A 17,062-nucleotide genomic window follows, 5' to 3' on the forward strand; every position below is an offset into this window, starting at 1 on the left:
CTCCACCAAATAAGCAGCACGGCCAAAAACATTTTTTGTCTGCTGCGGTGTGGCATACGAAACCTCCGTAAAGACGCCAAAGGCCGCAATATAGTTAAAATACTGCTGATTAAACCGGCCGATATCCAACGCCTGCAAATGATCGCCCACCGCAACCGAAGCGGCTTCAATGGATGTTTTGGGAATGCCGAGACTCAGTGCAAAATCATTGGTTGTGCCTGCGGGCAGATAGCCCAGCGGCGGGCGCATCGAGGGCTGCACCTGCATCAGTCCCGTTACCGTTTCGTTCAATGTGCCGTCTCCCCCGGCACAAACGATGCGTTCAAACTCACCCGCTCGTTCGCATACCACGCGGGTGGCGTCCTGCGCCCCCTGCGTGATATAAATGGTCACATCAAAGCCCGCCTGCTGCATCGCACTGACACAGGGAATAATTTTTCCGTTCATCGCGCCGCGGCCCGCATGCGGGTTGATAATAAACAAAAGTTTTTTCATCGGCGCGCCCCTCCTTTCAGCAGACTTTATGAAATCAGACTGCACACCGCATTGGCATACGCCACCGGATCCTCCACCGGCATGCCTTCGATCATCAGCGCCTGTGTATACAGAATCTCCGCATAGGTCTTGAGCTGCTCCGATCCCTCCTGCTGCAGCTTGCACAGCTTCTGGAAAATCGGATGCGCGGCGTTCAGCTCCAGCACACGCTCAGCATGTACGCGCTGGCTGTCATCCAGCGCCTGCTGGTTGAGCACCTTTTCCATCTCAAGCGTAACCGGTCCCTCTGCGCGCAGGCAGCACGGATGTGTTTTCAGCCGTCCGGTCAGTTCAACCTTTTTCACCTTGCCGGCAAGCGCTTCGCCCAGCGCAGTCAGCACGGTTTCATTTTCTTCCGCGAGTTTCTTAATCTCTTCCTTTTCGTCCTCGCTCTCCAGTCCGAGATCGGCATCTGCAATTGACTTGAATTCCTTCTCCTTGTAGTTTGCCAGCATCTTGATGCAGAATTCATCAATATTGTCATCCATGCAGAGCACTTCATAGCCCTTATCGCGCAGCGTTTCCATTGCGGGCAGCAATTTGATTTTGTCAATCGTCTCACCGCAGGCATAATAGATGTATTTCTGCTCTTCCTTCATGCGGGAAACATATTCATCCAGCGAAACCAGCTTATCTTCGCTGGAGGAATGATACATCAGCAGATCCTGCAGCAATTCCTTGTGCGCGCCATATTCCACATAGCAGCCATATTTGAGCTGACGTCCAAAGGCAGCCCAGAACTTTTCATAATCCTCGCGCTTATCCTTCTGTAATTTCAGCAGCTCGCTTTTCAGCTTTTTCTCAATGCTCTGCGCAATCGCCTTCAGGTGACGGTCATGCTGCAGCATCTCTCTGGAAATATTGAGCGACAAATCAGCCGTATCCACCATGCCGCGCACAAAGCTGAAATGGTCGGGCAGCAGATCAGCGCACTTATCCATAATCAAAACGCCATTGGAGTACAGCTGCAAGCCTTTTTCATAGTCCTTGGTATAGTAATCCATCGGCGCATGCGCAGGAATAAACAGCATCGCGGTATACGTCACCGCGCCCTCCACACTTGTATGGATATGCATGAGCGGCGGCTGATAGTCATAGAACTTGGACATATAGAACGAATTATAATCCTCGTCCTTCAGTTCCTTTTTGGACTTCTTCCAGATTGGCACCATGGAGTTGAGCGTTTCATTTTCCGTATACTCCTCCCACTCCGGTTTATAGTCCTCTCCTGCATCCGCCGGTTTTTCCTTCATGCGGGAATGCGTCATATCCATTTTAATCGGATAACGGATATAGTCCGAATATTTCTTCACCAGCGACTGAATCCGATACGGCTCAAGGAATTCATCATAGTTCTCATTTTCCGTGTTTTCCTTGATCGTCAATGTGATGCGGGTGCCGTTTTCTTCCTTTTCACACGGCGTTACCGTATAGCCGGCAGCGCCGTCCGACTCCCAGCGGTTAGCTTCTTCGCTGCCCAGTGCGCGGGACACAACCTCAACATGGCTGGCCACCATAAACGCCGCATAAAAGCCCACGCCAAACTGGCCGATGATATCCACATCGTCCATGCTTTCGTTTTCCTTCTTGAAGGCCAGCGAGCCGGAGCGCGCAATTGTACCAAGGTTGCTTTCCAGTTCGGCCGCCGTCATACCGCAGCCATGATCTTCAATGATAAATTTACGGTTTTCCTTGTCCAGCGTCAGCGCAATCGGCAGACTGTCCCGGGTAATGCCCGTCTTGCCTTCCTTCATCGCGTTATAATACAGCTTATCCGTCGCATCGGACGCATTGGAAATCAGCTCACGCAAAAAAATCTCCTTATGCGTATAAATCGAATTGATCATCAAATCCAGCAGCCGCTTGGACTCTGCCTTGAACTGCTTCTTTGCCATGACTACATCCACCTCTATGATTTTAATAAATTAGCACTCTCAATAGGCGAGTGCCAACATTGTTATGATAAGCCCCCCGCGCTAAAAAATCAACCCTTCCGGAAAAAATTCACGGTTTATTCAAAAATGTTTCTTCCGCTTCTCCGCACAAAAAGCGGCAGCGTCCAGCGCTGCCGCCTCAAAGCCGTTCTATACAATCTTCTCCTCTGCAATTCCGCGTTCACGGATGCGCGCGCGAACCGATTCCCGCAGCAGCGTATAAATCACCGAGCAGACCGGAATCGCCACCAGGATGCCGATCACGCCGGCAATGCTTGCCCCCAAAGTCACGGCCGCCAGCACCCAGATAGACGGCAGGCCGACCGAGCTGCCCACCACGCGCGGATAAATGATATTGCCTTCAATTTGCTGCAGCACCAGGAACAGCACAACAAACCACAGCGCCTTCATCGGGTTGGCAATTAAAATCAGCAGCGCGCCGACAAAGCAGCCGATAAACGCGCCAAAAATCGGAATCAGCGCGGTTACGCCAATCAGCGCCGCAATCACCAACGCGTAGGGCATTTTGAAAATCGACATGCTGATGAAAAACATCATGCCCAGAATAAACGCCTCCAGACACTGCCCTGACAGAAAACGGTTAAACGAAACCGACGTCAGGCTGCAGGTCCGCAGAAAACGGTCCACCTGTTTTTCCGGAAGGAACGAATAGAACAGGCGGCGAAACTGGCGGCCCAGCGTCTCTTTCTGCAACAGAATATACACGGCAAACACCAGGCCGATTACCGTATTGGCCACGCCGTTTGCCACCGAGGTGGCGATATTTACCGTACTGCTCAGCAAATTGCCGTTCCACAAAAATCCCACAACAATGGTGATAAGCGACTGCCAGTCAACATTGAGAAAGCTGTCCTTCATCTGCATCAGTTCATTTTCAAACATGGGCAGTTTTGCCGCCAGGTCGTCAAATATCTGCGGCGCCCGTGCGCTGGCCTGCGTCAGCTCCCTGCCGATTGCCGCAATCGAGTTATACAGCTCAGGCACCACCATGAACGATACAACCACAATTACGCCCAGCACGACCGATAACGTCAGCACCAGACTTACCACACGTCTGGTTCGGCTCAAGTGCTTTGGGGAGGCAATCTGCGCAGAGGAAAACAGCTGCTTTTCAAAAAAACGCATGGGAACATTCAAAACAAAGGCAAAGCAGCCGCCGATAATGAAGGGCGCCAGCAGCCCCAGCAAATAACGCAGCGCGCCGGCGGCCAGCTTTGTATTGTGCAGCCCCACATACAACAGAATGGCAAAAGCAATCAGCCCCATCAGCTTTTTCATCGTCCTGCGGTTCAGGTCCATTCTATCCACCTCGTTTATCTCCATTCTTATTATCTAAACACTTTCCCGCCGGTTCGTCAAGCATCCTTCCAAATAATTCATGATATGTTCAAATTTTCTGTGCGGGCAGCAAAACAGCGTGATACGCCTCTGCATATCACGCTGTTTTCTTTCTCTAAGGCGGCGTATCAGCCCAGATATGCCTGCAAAGTGCGGCGAACAGCGCCCGGCCCTGCAATTAATTCCCCAAACATGCCTTCAATCTTTTCCGCCATGCCTGCCGCAACCAAATCGGATGCGAATACAGCCGGATTGGAAAGAATGGGCCGCAGCTTACCGCCAACCGTATCCGGCCGGCCGAATTCGATGCCGGCAAGTTGGCTCTGAAGCGTTTCCAGCATCGGGTCGGCGGAAACCTCCATTTTTTCGCCCTTATCATCTATGCCCAGCAGATAACGCAGCCATCCCGCAATCGCCAGCGGAATGAAAGTCAGCTGCTGCACATCCAGCCGGTCAGAGGCAATATAGCTCTTGATCGTTTCGCCAAAACGAATTGCGATCTTCTGCGAGGTATCCGTCGCAATACGCTGCGGCATATCCGGAATAAACGGATTGGGCAGGCGCTGCTCCAGCACTTCTGCAATAAAGTCCATCGGCTTGATGATGCCCGGGTCGGTTACAACCGGCATGCCCTCGTCATAGCCAATACGCTCCACCAGCGTTTTCAGTTCCTTGTCCTTCATTTCCTCGGCAATGCTGGTATAGCCAAGCAGGCAGCCGTAAACTGCCAGCGCCGTATGCAAGGGGTTCAGGCAAGTGGTGACTTTCATGCGCTCCGTATCATTTACCGTATCGCGGGTAGTCATATAAACGCCTGCTTTTTCCAGCGCCGGACGGCCGTTCGGGAAATTATCCTCAATCACAAGATACTGCGGAATTTCCGCGTTGACAAACGGCGCAATAAACGTGTTCTTGCTGGTAACAATGGGCGCCATATCCTCCACGCCGTCGGCAGTCAGCGCATCCTGCACAACCTGCGCGGGACGCGGCGTAATTTTATCAATCATACTCCACGGGAAGGAAACGCGCGTCTCGTCATCCATATACGCAGCAAATCCATCCTCTACCAAACCGTTTGCCTGCCAGGCTTTCACAATCTCCATCACGCTTGCACGCAGTTTTTCACCATTGTGCGAGCAGTTATCCATGCTGACCAATGCAACAGGGGCCGCCCCCGCCTGATACCGGTCGTGCATCAGCGCCGCCACCATACTCATTGCATGACGGGCCTTCGCCGGACCGTTCTTCATATCCTCTGCCACCACAGGGAACAATTCTCCCGCCATATTGCGCAGCGCATATCCTTTTTCTGTAATGGTGAAGCTGACCATTTGCAGAGAAGGGTTGACAAAAATCCGATGCAGCTTGGCCATTTCCTCTGCATCCGCGCTGTCCGCTTTCACACTGTCCGCAATAGAAGCAACGATCTCCCGCTCGGTGGTGCCGTCCGGTTTCAGGCCGACCAGCATGGTCAGTTCGTCCGCAGGCTTGTAAATCTTATCAATAATGTCATAATCAAATGTGTCCGACGCAATGATGCCGCACTCCGCCAGGCCTTCGTTGAGCAGCTTTTGCTGCAGGCGCGCCACAAAACCGCGGAAAATATTTCCCGCGCCAAAATGGACCCAAATCGGCGCCTCCTCGGTCTTGGCACGCATCTGCGCAACATCAAATTCCGGCAGCGTTACGCCGATATTCTGCCATGCTGCACGGTTTTGCAGGGTTTCCAGGTTCATTTTCATGGTAACAACATTCCTTTCCTTATAAAACTGCAATTGTGCCCAGCCCGGGCTGTGTCGGGCATTTTTCCATACCGCGGCCATCCCAGCTACTTCCTGCTGATGCTCTGATTATACCGCGGTTTATCCAAAATGTGAATCCGGTTTTCGGGAATTTTTTCAATTTTCAAGACAACTGCTTTTATTCTGAAGTATCAACCGCCGCAGTTGACCCCGCCAGTGCAAACGTGGTACTATAATTTTATCAAACCAACTTCTTCTAATGGGGTGATCGAGATGGATTATGAATTTGTTACCACCGAACAGCATTATGGAAAATGCAGCAATGCGCCCGATTTGCGCGGTCTGGTTATCCCCGGCAAGCGCGGCAAGCTGCTCGGTCTGCTTTATACTGCGGCAGGCGCAGGGCCGCATCCGGTTGCAGTATTGCTGCACGGCATTCCCGGAAATGAAAAAAATCTCGATATCGGCCAGGCGCTGCGGCGTGCCGGTTTTCACGTTGTCCTGTTTCATTACAGCGGCAGTTGGGGCAGCGACGGCAGCTATGCCTTTGGGCACAATCTGGAGGATGCCAACAGCGTGCTTGACTATATCCTGCGCGACACTTCCCTTGGTTTTGATCCATCGCATATTTATGCGGTCGGCCACAGCCTTGGCGGCTTTGTCTGCGCCCAGCTTGCCGCACATCGTCCGGAAATACGGGCAGCAGCACTGCTTATGCCTTGCGATATCGGCCGCATCTGGCAAAACGAACGCGAATATCCATCCGCCGCGCAGATTCAGAAAGAGGTCCTGGTTTCCAGCCAGCCCTGGCTCAGCGGCACCAGCCCTGACAGGCTGCTTGACGAGCTGCGCCGGCACAGCGAAGACTATCGTTTTGAAAACATTGCCGGATTGCTTGCTGCCAAGCCTCTGCTGCTGATCAAGGCCGCATATGACCGTTTCACGCCGCCCGTCTGCCACAGTGACCCGCTTGAGCGCGCAATCCATGCCGCCGGCGGAAATCTGCTCTCTTCCTGCACGCTGCCCACCGATCACTTTGCAGGAGACCACCGTCTTGCGCTTTCGGCACTTGTAACGGATTTTCTGGGAAAGCAGTATCGCGCCGCGCTGTAACAGAGCACTGTCCTATCCAGCATACCCTGTTCTTCCAGCTTTATCCCTTTTCCGAACAGAAAATCGAACGCCCGACATGCTGCGCATGCCGGGCGTTTTCTTTTGCACCGTTTTCACGTTGTTCCGCTTTCAGCCGGATACGTTTTCAGCAATTCCTCCATTGTCGACATCACCGCGCCTTTGCGCTGCACCGTAAGCGAGGCATACCGCGCCGAAAACAGCAGGTACCGCTCCAGCATGCGCCCGTCCAATGCAGCAAGGCCGTCTGCGGCTATGCCGTCACGGACCAGCTGGTACAGAAAAGAGCCGATAAAGGAATCTCCTGCACCCGTCGTATCTGTCACAGGAACATCCATCGCCGGCACGGATACCACAGTTTTTCGCGTATATGCCGCCGAACCATTCGCGCCGCGCGTAATGAGTACCAGCCCGCACCGGCCTTCCAGCAGCTTGTGCGCCGCTTCACGCTCCTCTTCACATCCGGTTGCAAACCTGACCTCATCATCCGAAAGTTTGATCAAATCGGCAAGCGGCAAGAATTCCCGTATCGCCGCCCGGCATTTCTCCGGACTCTCCCACAGCGGCAGCCGCACATTGGGGTCAAAAGAAATCAGCGCTCCCGCCTGACGGGCCAGCGCAATCGCCCTGCGGTGCGCGCGCTTAACCGGCCAGTCCACCAAATCCACCGAACAAAAATGCAGCGCACCGCAATCTGCAAACTGTTCCGGCAAAATCTGCGTTTCTTCCAGGAACAAATCCGCCGAGGGATTGCGAAAAAAGGAAAACTCCCGATTTCCCGCCGCATCCAGCGATACAAAGGCAAGTCCTGTATTTGCACGGTTCGTCCGGTATACGGCGGATGTATCCACCCCGTTCGACCGCAGCTTTTTCAGAATATGTGTACCAAACGCATCCTCGCCCACTTGGGAAATCATCGCGGCACGGCCGCCCAAACGGGCTGCGGCCGTTGCGACATTGGCCGGCGCGCCGCCTGCCACCCGTTCAAAATGCGTGACCTCATCCAGCGGGCAGTTCTTCTGCTGCGGCACAAAATCAATCAGCAGCTCGCCGATGGCAACTATTCTTTTCATTTGGTTCCTCCATCTATTTGATGCACACCCATATGCCGTCATCGCAGCATAGCGCGGCGCGCTCTGTAATCCGGCAGGTACTGCGCAACAAGCGCCCAAAATTCCGGTCCATGATTTTTATGCACAATATGCGCCAGTTCATGCACAACCACATAATCCACTGCCTCTGCCGGATAGTCCATCAGCCGCCAGGAAAAACACAGACGATTGGTAGTGCTGCACGACCCAAACCGCGTCCGCGCCGAAGTGATCCGCACGCCTGCCGGACGGAGGCACATCAGCTGTGCAAAATACGCAGTCCGTTCCGGCAGAACCCGCTGCGCCGCCTGTTTTAATACCGCCTGCCGCTCCGCGTCCGGTTCCGGATGCGCTTCTCTCCACGCGCGCTGGCGGTCCTGCGCGCGTGTCAGCCATGCCGCATGCTTTGCCACAAACCGCTCGATTTCCGCCTGTGAAACACGCAGCGGCGCACGCACCACCACACACCCCTCCCGCGTCACTTCAAGCGACAACGTGCGCCGGCGGGAACGGCGCACTTCATAATCCGCCACTTTGCTGCTCCTGCCTTTCCAGCCTGCGGTTATGCACAAAGCTGATGACGGAAATACCGCAAATCACAATGTAGCCCAATATGCTCCATCCATCGGGTATCTGCCCCAGCAGAACCAGGCCAAGCAGCGCGGAAAACAGCACCTGCGTGTAATCAAAAACGGATATCTCCTTGGCCGGTGCATACGCATACGCCAGCGTAATGCCGAACTGACCCAGTGTTGCGGCAAGACCCGCGCCAAGCAAGATCAGCAGTTGCTGCCACGTCATCGGCTGAAAATCCAGCAGCATGAGCGGCAGCGTAACAAGCGTTGAAAATGCCGAAAAGAAAAAAATAATCCGCGGCCCCTTCTCTCCCCGCTTGGAAAGAATGCGTACCATTGTATACGCTGCGCCAGCACCGGCGCCGCCCAGCAAACCAACAAAGGCAGGAAAAGCGTCTGCTGAAAAGCCCGGTTTGATAATCAGCAGACTTCCGCCAAACGCAATCAGCACCGCAGCATATTGAAACGGCGTGGCGCGCTCCTTCAGCAGCAAAAGTGAAAACAGAATTGCAAAAAACGGCGACATTTTATTTAAAATATTCGCATCGGCCAGCATCAGATGATTGAGCGCATAGAAATTACAAAAAATTCCTACAGTTCCCAACATTGCGCGCAGCAGCAAAAGCGGAAAATTCCCCTTCTCCCAGCGAAAGCTCACACCTTCGCGTTTGAGCGCCGCCATCGCCGCAAACATTGCCACTACATTGCGAAAAAACGCTTTCTGAATAAATGGCAGATCACCCGAAAGCTGCACAAACAGGTTCATCATTGCAAAGCCAAAGGCGGACAGCAGCACAAAACCGATTGCTTTACTTTTGTTAGCAGGCATTTTTCATTCCCTCATTACCTATTTTTTCTTAATCATAGCACAACATTTTCCTCTTTTCCAGTGGGAAACCGACGTATTTTCCACCTGTTCTGCGCTTTTTCATGTATCTTCCTACCAACGGTTTGCTCCTGCCCCCGCCTGAAATACCACAGCAATAAAAGAAAGGACGCGCCATACGGCACGCCCTTTTCATGATTCCAATGCAGCAACTTCCGTTTTTTAATCACTTCGCGGTATGCTCGCAGAAACGCATCCTGATTACAGCAACCTGCGCGCGTGTTGTCTGCCCCTGCGGATGCAGGGTATCGGCAGTCATACCATGGATAACGCCCTGCTCTGCTGCCCAGAAGTAGTCGTTTCGTAACGTCTCCAGTCCGGATTCTCAGTCAGCTTGGTCCAATGCTCATGCACATCGCCCTTACGGGTAAAGTCATGGCTGTTGGTCGCTTCCTGTACCGCCAGGTAGTACCATGTATCCGGCTGGTTGTCCGGCCAGACGTTCATGCCGTCCAGCAGATCGTCCACATCCTCCGGCAGACGGTTCAGCACACGGTTAATCATCGTCATCGCCTCGGCACGGGTGATGTAGTTCTCCGGACGGAAGGTGCCGTCCGTATAACCCTTAATCCAGCCCAGAGACGCGGCGCGCTCAATCTCATCCTCTGCCCAGTGACCGGCAATGTCGGTGAAATTGCTGTCGCCGTCACGTTTGGAGGTGTCAAACCGTGCGCAGATGGCCGCAAATTCCGCGCGGGTAATGGGCGCGTTCGGGTCAAAGCGCTCCGCGGTACGGCCCTTGACCACGCCCAGCTTTGCCATCGTCGAAATTGCCGTATTGCACCACATTTCCTCGTTCACATCGGCAAACACGTTGGCAGAGGTCAGGTTTTCTTCCCGAATGTCCTCCTTCAGCAGGCGGAAGAAAATCGTGGCAACCTCGGCGCGGCTGATGTTGTTCTGCGGGCGCACCGTGCCGTCCGAGTAGCCCACCACATAGGCGAAGTGGTCGTCGCCGTTGAGCCAATCCGGCACACCGGTCACCTGCCAGCCAGCGTAGACCGTTTTGTTGGAGGTCATCTTGATTTCGGTGATGCGCCTGGACAGTTCCTTGTCCGCATACCAGCCGGTGAAGGTGTAGCCCTCGCGGGTAGGCAGCTTGTCCAGCTTGACGACCGTGTTGCGGTCGTAACGCTCACTCTTGTACTCCGTGCCGCCGTTGGATTGGTACGTCAGCGTGTAACGGGACGACGAGCCGCCGCCACCGCCGGACGAAACCGTCTTGTACTGCGCGGTGAAGGTCATGTTATCGCTAATCGGAAGCGCAAGGATTTCTTTCGACGTGTACTCCTTGCCGGCTGCATCCTTCCAATTCACGAACTGCCAGCCGCTTTGGGCGGTAACAGACGAAATGGCAGTCAGTTTTTCTCCCTTTGTCAGCTCAAAGGAGGTTGGATTGCTTAACGTGCCGTGTTCGCCAGGTTCAAATGTAACCTTTACCTTTACGGCAAGCGGCTTTCCAACCGTCAGATATTTTTCTGATGTGTCATTGGGCGTTACTGTATACGATGTCGTTGTACCGTCTGCATATCGGGCATCCGGCGCGTCCTCATACCAGCCGTCAAAGCCAAAGGATTTTGCATCCAACAGGGTAAACGTACCGTGGGCCGCGGCGGCGCGGCTTACTGGCAGCAAGGATTCCAGTTCCATGCCATGATTGCCTTCCCATTTGTCGTTTATGTTAATATCAACATCTCCACCAGCCGGTTTCTCTGCGTAGTTATAAAAATCGTTGCCGCCGCGCGCCGCGGTGTTGCTATGGAGTGCGCCGCCGGTCATGGTAAACGTGCCCAGGTTTGCAACGCCGCCGCCGATGCCCTCGTCCTTAGTCGCATCCGTGCCCGTCGCCGTGTTGCCGGTGATGGTACCGCCCTGCATATTCAGCGTGCCCTCATTCACGATGGCGCCGCCGGCTGTTGCGACATTGCCGGTGATGGTTGTATTGCCCTGCAAGGTCAAAGTGCCGGAACCAACATAAATAGCGCCGCCCTGGCTACCGTTGACTATGCTATTCACATCTTCCGCCTTGTTGTTCATCAAGGTGCAATCGGTCAGAGTCACATTACACGGCTCAAGGACAGTACCATTTCTATCAGTGATATCTTCCATCATAATCGCGCCGCCATAGCCATCCACGCACTGATTATCAGAAAGCGTAACTCTTTCCAGCGTTACAGTGCTGCCAGCCAGATATAATGCTCCGCCGCTATAGATGAACCAATCTTTCGGGGTTTCACTGTCAGGTATACGCACCGTATTCCCGTTGATTTCTGTATTGGCAATAGACAGTTCCGCGTACTCCGAATAAATCGCGCCAGCGTACGCGCCGCCGGTCAGATTATTGGAAATCACCGAATCTGTAATTTCCAGTTTCGCATGAGCAGCCTTAGACCCTGAAACACAAATAGCGCCTGCCCCGCCATTGGTATCTTGTGATTCCGGTGCAGCAGAGTTTCCCGTAATGGTCATATTGTTCATTGTTACATCAGACGCACCCACAATATAAAAAGCGCCTGCATATGCCATATTCACATTACCGCACTGATTATTTGTCATTGAGGTATTCGTCAACGTAGCATTTGTATTATTGAGATGAACAACTCCTCCGTGCGCATTTGTGCTCTCCATTTGATGGTTTGAGACATCTGCACCATTCATTTCGACGGTAGAATCTGTACAATATATTGCGCCACCGTCAGCAGTGAATGGCGACCACATCTCTCCTGGAAATATGGAAGTGGTATTTCTGCTAAACTCAGGCCCAGCTGCCGCACCATCCAGCTTAACAATCTGAACCTCCGCATCCTGCGCGTAAAGGCCTCCGCCGTAACTGCCACCCGAATTATTCAAAACATTTTGAGAAATCGAGCCGCCGGTCATGGTAAAGGTTGCAGGTACCTTTTCCGTTTGGGTCCCTGCTGCCTTACCTTCCAAATACACGCCCGCGCCATACTGCGCGATGTTGCCGGTGATGTCGCCGCCGGTCATTTCAAAGCGGCAGCCGCCGCCGGCAATCATGACGCCGCCGCCGCAGCCCTGTTTACCGGCTGTGTTATCTTGAATCGAGCCGCCCTGCATGATGAAGGCAGCTCCGTCCCGAATCTGAACCGCAGCACCTGATGCACTACCACTGGTCGCTCTATTTTCATTTCCAGAGACCTCACCGCCTGTCATGGTAAGGCTGGCGTTTGCTCCCTTTACGACCAGAGCAGCACATTCCGACTTAAACTCTCCCTGGCTGTCGTTGCACAGCCAGCCGGACAATGCGGCGCCTTCTTCAATGGTCGTTTCGCCTTCGCATAAAATAAAGCTGTTATGACCGCATTTGGGGTTGATCGCATAGGTAGCTGCCGTCAACGCACCTTTCAAATGCAGTTTGCCGCCCTCCGCAACCTTCACAAAGTTGGCCTGAGACAAATTGCCAGGGTTGCTATTCGTTTCCGCTCCAGCCACCGTGATATCACCCGAAAGGGTCAGCTCCGCGCCACTGGGAACTACAAATTCACCCACAGTGGACTTGTCCGGCCGAATAATTTTTGCACCGGTTTCTCCAATCAGCGTTACGGTCTTTCCCGCGGGAATTTCGATAGGCTGGTCAGCCGCCTTCTTTTCCAGCGTACCGGAAACCGTGACCGTTACCTCGGTCTCCTGTCCATCTGTAATCGCCGTTTTTAAGGCATCCCAGCTTGTGACAGGCTGCCCGTCCGCCGCCAGCGCCGTCATCGGCAGCATTCCGATGCACATGCAAAGTGCAAGAAGAATGCTCACGAATCGATTTTTTCTGCTCATACACGAAACATCCTCTCTTTGATTTACATTTGACATATTTCAAATGCACACGGCACGCCCTTGCTTTTTCTGTGCCACATGCAATTATTTTTACATCCGCCGCTCAGTTCCGGCTGTCATTCCAGCCCACCGTCATTGCTTCTGTTTCCAGCATCCGGTCATACGTCTGCTCTGCCAACTCCTCCAGCTTTTTCCGAATGCTGTGCTGCGTAGCCAGACACATTTTGCGCAGGCAGCGCGAATTGCATTTTTCCACATCCACGCCTGCATTCCGCGCCAATGCCTGTATACTGCTATTCACATTTGAGCGCGTCATCGGCTTTTCATTTCGGGATTGAAAAATAGGCCCTGTATGGATTTGCTTTTCTTCCGCATAGGTCAGCAGTTCCTCTCTTAAAATCGGCGGCAGCCGCATCCGCTGTGAATCGCCGATGCGCCCTTCTTTCACCGCTTCCACTGTCACACACGGAAGCGATTGCAGCGGCAAATCAACCGTGCCAAACAGCAGCACCAGCAAATATGCTCTGCGCTTATTGAGCATCTTTGCAGTTTGCAGCAACCGCATATATTCACTGCGGGTCAATTCCGGCAGCGCAGCCTCGCCTTGCGTCGGGGGCACGGGATCAATCTGCAAATCTCTCCGCCTGGCAAACTCCAGCAAACTATTGACCGCAGCCGTGCAGCCATTGACTGTACTGGAAGAGTAGCCTTGATTGAGCAGCTCCATCTGCCAGTTTGAAAGGGTGGCATGGTTCAACAGCATGTCTTCCGGCAAACTCTGCCGAAGCCGTTCCAAATTTCGGCGATATCCGTTTATCGTATCCTCTGCACGTCCGTATTGCCGCAGCGCTTCCAAAAACTGCGCTTCCAATTCCCTGGTTAACCGCAGTCCCCGGTCTTGCTTCGCTTCGGCAAAATGATTTTGGCGCATTCTTTCACCCCTTTTCGGAATCAATATTCTGACTTTTTGATTGCGGGTGAAGCGCTTTTTTCTTCTGTATTGTGCTGGGAAATTGCTAAAAATGAAAATTTTTGCAGAAAAAAGAGCGCAAAAAAACAAGCCGTAAAATTTTTTCTTTTACGGCTGGGTTTTTCACGCCTGAAAGATCGAATAATGATTGCATTATGATTCACAGGATGGTATAATTTTGCTATAAGAATGTGAATAAGGGATGATTTTTGGAAAAAAGAATAGTCAGAATATTGATTCTGTTTATATAACCAACCCCATTCGCTCCAGATACTTTTGATGTTCCGCACCGGAAGTCAGCAGATAAATGCGGGTGGTTTCAATGCTGGAATGGCTCAGCATATCGGCCAACTTGGCAATATCCCTGCACACCCGATAAAATGTTACGGCAAAGAAATGCCGCAAATTGTGCGGAAATACATGCGAAGGCTCTACCCCCGCATATTTGCACAACCATTTCATCTCCGTCCAGATCTGCCGCCTCGAAAGGCCTTTTCCGCTTCCTGTGAGAAAGATTTCTCCGGAAGCGATTTTTTGTTTTCGGGCATAGTTTTGCAGCTTGCGGCATAGTTTTCCGGCAATCAGAATCACGCGGATTTTCCCTTTCATTGCAATCTCTGCCCGTCCGTGATTTGCCGCTTCCACCGTGATATACTTCACTTCCGAGACACGAATGCCGGTAGCGCAAATCGTTTCCATAAGCAGCGCCAGCCGCTCCCGTTCTAACCGGCGGGCAGCAGACACCAGGCGCCTGTAATCCTCCCTGGTCATCTCGCGGGATTGATCGCGAAACATACGCCGCTGCACTTTCAGAAAGCGGGTGCGAAAGCCTTCCCATCCCAAAAAACGAAACAGGCCATTCAGCGCAGAAAGAGCCGCATTGATCGTGGATGGCGCCCGATGCGCAGAAAGCAATTCCTGCTTCCACTCCATTACCAGTTCCTTTGCAACAGGGCGGCCATGCAGCCAGCGCACAAACGCCCATATATCGTGCAGATATTTTTCTATTGTGGCCTGTGTGCGTTCCTCTTCCTTGAGCCAGTCCACATAGGCAGTCATATGGTCCAATGTTAAAATATATTTGTTCATAGGCGGCCTCCCAATCTCAATATGAAAACATTGCGTCCCGCTGCACCGGCAGCGGGAAACAGAAATAAAAAATAACAGCACCACCCTTCCATGATCTCGTCAAGGATATAAAAAGGTGGTGCTTTTTCTATTGAATTGCTGCGCAAAAACGCAGATGCGTCCTGTTTGGCACACACCGGCAGAAGCCGGTACTTGCTGTCTTTTCGCGCACGAAATCGTCCGGCTGCGCGCACCTATCCGCGCGTTCACATCCCATTGGTCCATTCCTCCCATGCCGGAAAAGATAACGATTCAGCGTCCTATTCGTCTTTATCCTCCGCAATACTGCGTTTTATCTGCACCAGCAGAACCACCAGGCTTATGCCTAACAGAATATGTCCAATGCCTGCAAAACCAGAAATTGCCGCGTCTGCCGCTGCGGTAAGCGCAATTCCCAATACCTGCACAATCCCCCGCACCACCAGCATCAAAACCGTCAAATTCAAGCCGATGTGATAAAACGCCAGCACCCGTCCCGTCTTTGCGCCGGTAAACGAAAGCTGTTTTTCCAAAACAAGCAGCAAAAGAAAAAACATCATGCCCAAAATAAAATAGTGGGTATGCACCACGCCTAATGTAGTTTGTGTCCAAAAATCATTCCACTTTGTAAACTCCCGATAAAACACACCGCCAACCATTGCCAAAGCGGCATACAGCAGCGCTGCATTTGCGTATCGCTTCAAAATCATCTCTCCTTTTTCAATGTTTGCATCAGTCCGCATGCATAGCTCTAAAACAGTACGCTTCCACGGAACCATCCTGTGTCTCGTATGTTCGCCGGCCTCCTTTTCGCTAATTATTTTTTAGTATATCATAGGCGGCAGGACACTGCACGTTCAAAATGAAATTCCAAACGCAAAAATAACTTCGCATCAGCCCTCCATTCGCCGCATAATAAAACTCAGGGCAGTCCGCAGCATCGTGGGCGCCGCATCATTCCTTCAAAAAAACGCACACGGCTCACCAGGTTTCCCATAAACTTACTAATTTATGAAAATCTTTCTTGGGAATTCGTTGGAGATATGGTACACTATAAATGAAAAAACTCCCACCATCTGCCGCGCAGATCGCATCACACGGGCCGTGCCCGCACCGCAAAGGAGGACATCCGTATGGAAAATCAAATGTTTACAAACGACCGTATTCTTGCCTGGCTGCAATACTTTGCCTATAATGCTGGTGTTGATCTGGAAAAGGTCAAAATGCTTGATATTACCCGCAAAAACAAAAACCTGATTCCTACGGTTGAATCCAACCGCACGGTACTTGTCTTTACCGATGCCGGCAACCCCGATATTTTTTATAAAATGTGGGACGTCGGTTTGGGCGAGTGCGACGTGTGGTATAACGAAGGCTCCGACCCCATCGGCCCCATCAAGCACGACAAGCTCAAAAACATGATCGACCGCGGCATCAACGCCTCAGCCGGCATGCTGATCGTCAACCCGAACGCACGCACAACCTACAAAATCGGCATGGACAATTCCAGCTTTTCCCGCGGCTCCATCCACTATGTCGGCAGTGAAATCCGGGCGGTCATTCTGAACAAACTGCACATCGACCAGCAGGACACGGTCTGCATCATCAGCGGTGAAAGCATTGCCGTGGAGGCGGCGCTGATTGCCAGCGAGGGCACAGTAATTGCCGTGGAATACAGCCGCCATGACCGTGCAACCATGGACAGCAACATCCAGCGCTTCGGCCTGAATAATGTCAGCATCATCGACCATGTGGATGATGACACCATGGCGGGTCTGCCCGTTCCGTCGCTTGCTTTTCTGGTTGCTTCCGCCAGCATGGAGCAGGAAATTGCCTGCCTGCTGCGCGTGAATCCCCATATGGAGTTTGTCGTATATACGCTTGATTTCGGCGTGGTCTCCAAACTGCCGCAGCTTTTTGAAAAATTTGGCATCGGTGATATGG

General features: G+C 52.5%; 15 protein-coding genes. 3 read left to right on the forward strand and 12 right to left on the reverse strand.

Features of this window, described 5'->3' with window-relative positions; translation table 11 throughout:
* From ACOYIE_RS03555 to ACOYIE_RS03570, 4 genes are all read right to left on the reverse strand, one after another.
* A partial coding sequence (locus ACOYIE_RS03555) for a diacylglycerol/lipid kinase family protein (RefSeq protein ID WP_433410791.1) occupies window positions 1-495 on the reverse strand: 495 nt, incomplete at its 3' end.
* 26 nt (window positions 496-521) lie between these two features.
* Complete coding sequence (gene htpG / locus ACOYIE_RS03560) at window positions 522-2,429, reverse strand: molecular chaperone HtpG (RefSeq protein WP_433410792.1); 1,908 nt, start codon at window positions 2,427-2,429, stop codon at window positions 522-524.
* A 189-nt stretch (window positions 2,430-2,618) separates the two neighbouring features.
* Window positions 2,619-3,812 carry an AI-2E family transporter gene (locus tag ACOYIE_RS03565; RefSeq protein WP_433410793.1) on the reverse strand — a complete coding sequence of 398 codons (1,194 nt, stop codon included), beginning with the start codon at window positions 3,810-3,812 and terminating at the stop codon, window positions 2,619-2,621.
* 143 nt (window positions 3,813-3,955) lie between these two features.
* Entirely contained in the window at window positions 3,956-5,569 is a 1,614-nt protein-coding gene (locus ACOYIE_RS03570; protein ID WP_433410794.1) for a mannitol dehydrogenase family protein, read from the reverse strand.
* A gap of 273 nt (window positions 5,570-5,842) precedes the next feature.
* Between ACOYIE_RS03570 and ACOYIE_RS03575 the strand changes: the two genes are divergently transcribed.
* Window positions 5,843-6,682, forward strand: coding sequence for an alpha/beta hydrolase family protein (locus tag ACOYIE_RS03575; protein WP_433410795.1), 840 nt, complete (start codon window positions 5,843-5,845; stop codon window positions 6,680-6,682).
* Window positions 6,683-6,795: 113 nt separating this feature from the next.
* On the opposite strand, the gene ACOYIE_RS03580 is transcribed toward ACOYIE_RS03575, so the two are convergent.
* The 6 genes from ACOYIE_RS03580 to ACOYIE_RS03605 all read right to left on the reverse strand — a co-directional run bounded on the left by ACOYIE_RS03580 (window position 6,796) and on the right by ACOYIE_RS03605 (window position 13,972).
* Window positions 6,796-7,773, reverse strand: a complete 978-nt coding sequence (locus ACOYIE_RS03580; protein WP_433410796.1) for a carbohydrate kinase family protein — start codon at window positions 7,771-7,773, stop codon at window positions 6,796-6,798.
* Window positions 7,774-7,811: 38 nt separating this feature from the next.
* The gene (locus ACOYIE_RS03585) at window positions 7,812-8,324 is read right to left on the reverse strand and encodes a M48 family metallopeptidase (protein ID WP_433410797.1); all 513 of its coding nucleotides are present in this window, start codon (window positions 8,322-8,324) and stop codon (window positions 7,812-7,814) included.
* The gene (locus ACOYIE_RS03590) at window positions 8,311-9,195 is read right to left on the reverse strand and encodes a DMT family transporter (protein ID WP_433410798.1); all 885 of its coding nucleotides are present in this window, start codon (window positions 9,193-9,195) and stop codon (window positions 8,311-8,313) included. Before ACOYIE_RS03590 ends, ACOYIE_RS03585 begins: the two co-directional genes overlap by 14 nt.
* Before the next feature lie 223 nt (window positions 9,196-9,418).
* Window positions 9,419-9,511, reverse strand: coding sequence for a hypothetical protein (locus tag ACOYIE_RS03595; RefSeq protein WP_433410799.1), 93 nt, complete (start codon window positions 9,509-9,511; stop codon window positions 9,419-9,421).
* Window positions 9,508-13,041, reverse strand: coding sequence for an S-layer homology domain-containing protein (locus tag ACOYIE_RS03600; protein WP_433410800.1), 3,534 nt, complete (start codon window positions 13,039-13,041; stop codon window positions 9,508-9,510). Before ACOYIE_RS03600 ends, ACOYIE_RS03595 begins: the two co-directional genes overlap by 4 nt.
* A 103-nt stretch (window positions 13,042-13,144) precedes the next feature.
* Window positions 13,145-13,972 (reverse strand): tyrosine-type recombinase/integrase, encoded by an 828-nt coding sequence (locus tag ACOYIE_RS03605; RefSeq protein WP_433410801.1) that lies wholly within the window; start codon window positions 13,970-13,972, stop codon window positions 13,145-13,147.
* Between ACOYIE_RS03605 and ACOYIE_RS03610 the strand changes: the two genes are divergently transcribed.
* Window positions 13,958-14,170 carry a hypothetical protein gene (locus ACOYIE_RS03610; RefSeq protein WP_433410802.1) on the forward strand — a complete coding sequence of 71 codons (213 nt, stop codon included), beginning with the start codon at window positions 13,958-13,960 and terminating at the stop codon, window positions 14,168-14,170. The two genes, ACOYIE_RS03605 and ACOYIE_RS03610, sit on opposite strands and share 15 nt — an antisense overlap.
* 84 nt (window positions 14,171-14,254) lie before the next feature.
* On the opposite strand, the gene ACOYIE_RS03615 is transcribed toward ACOYIE_RS03610, so the two are convergent.
* Together ACOYIE_RS03615 and ACOYIE_RS03620 are read right to left on the reverse strand one after the other, a co-directional pair.
* On the reverse strand, window positions 14,255-15,100 hold the full coding sequence (locus ACOYIE_RS03615; RefSeq protein ID WP_433410803.1) for a tyrosine-type recombinase/integrase: 846 nt from the start codon (window positions 15,098-15,100) through the stop codon (window positions 14,255-14,257).
* Window positions 15,101-15,399: 299 nt separating this feature from the next.
* A complete protein-coding gene (locus tag ACOYIE_RS03620; protein WP_433410804.1) occupies window positions 15,400-15,822 on the reverse strand; it encodes a DUF2871 family protein in 423 nt (140 codons plus the stop codon).
* A gap of 429 nt (window positions 15,823-16,251) precedes the next feature.
* On the opposite strand from ACOYIE_RS03620, the gene ACOYIE_RS03625 reads away from it, so the two are divergent.
* A partial coding sequence (locus ACOYIE_RS03625) for a precorrin-6B methylase (protein WP_433410805.1) occupies window positions 16,252-17,062 on the forward strand: 811 nt, incomplete at its 3' end.

Origin of the sequence: Agathobaculum sp. (assembly GCF_050946325.1) — a bacterium.
GTDB lineage: Bacteria > Bacillota > Clostridia > Oscillospirales > Butyricicoccaceae > Agathobaculum.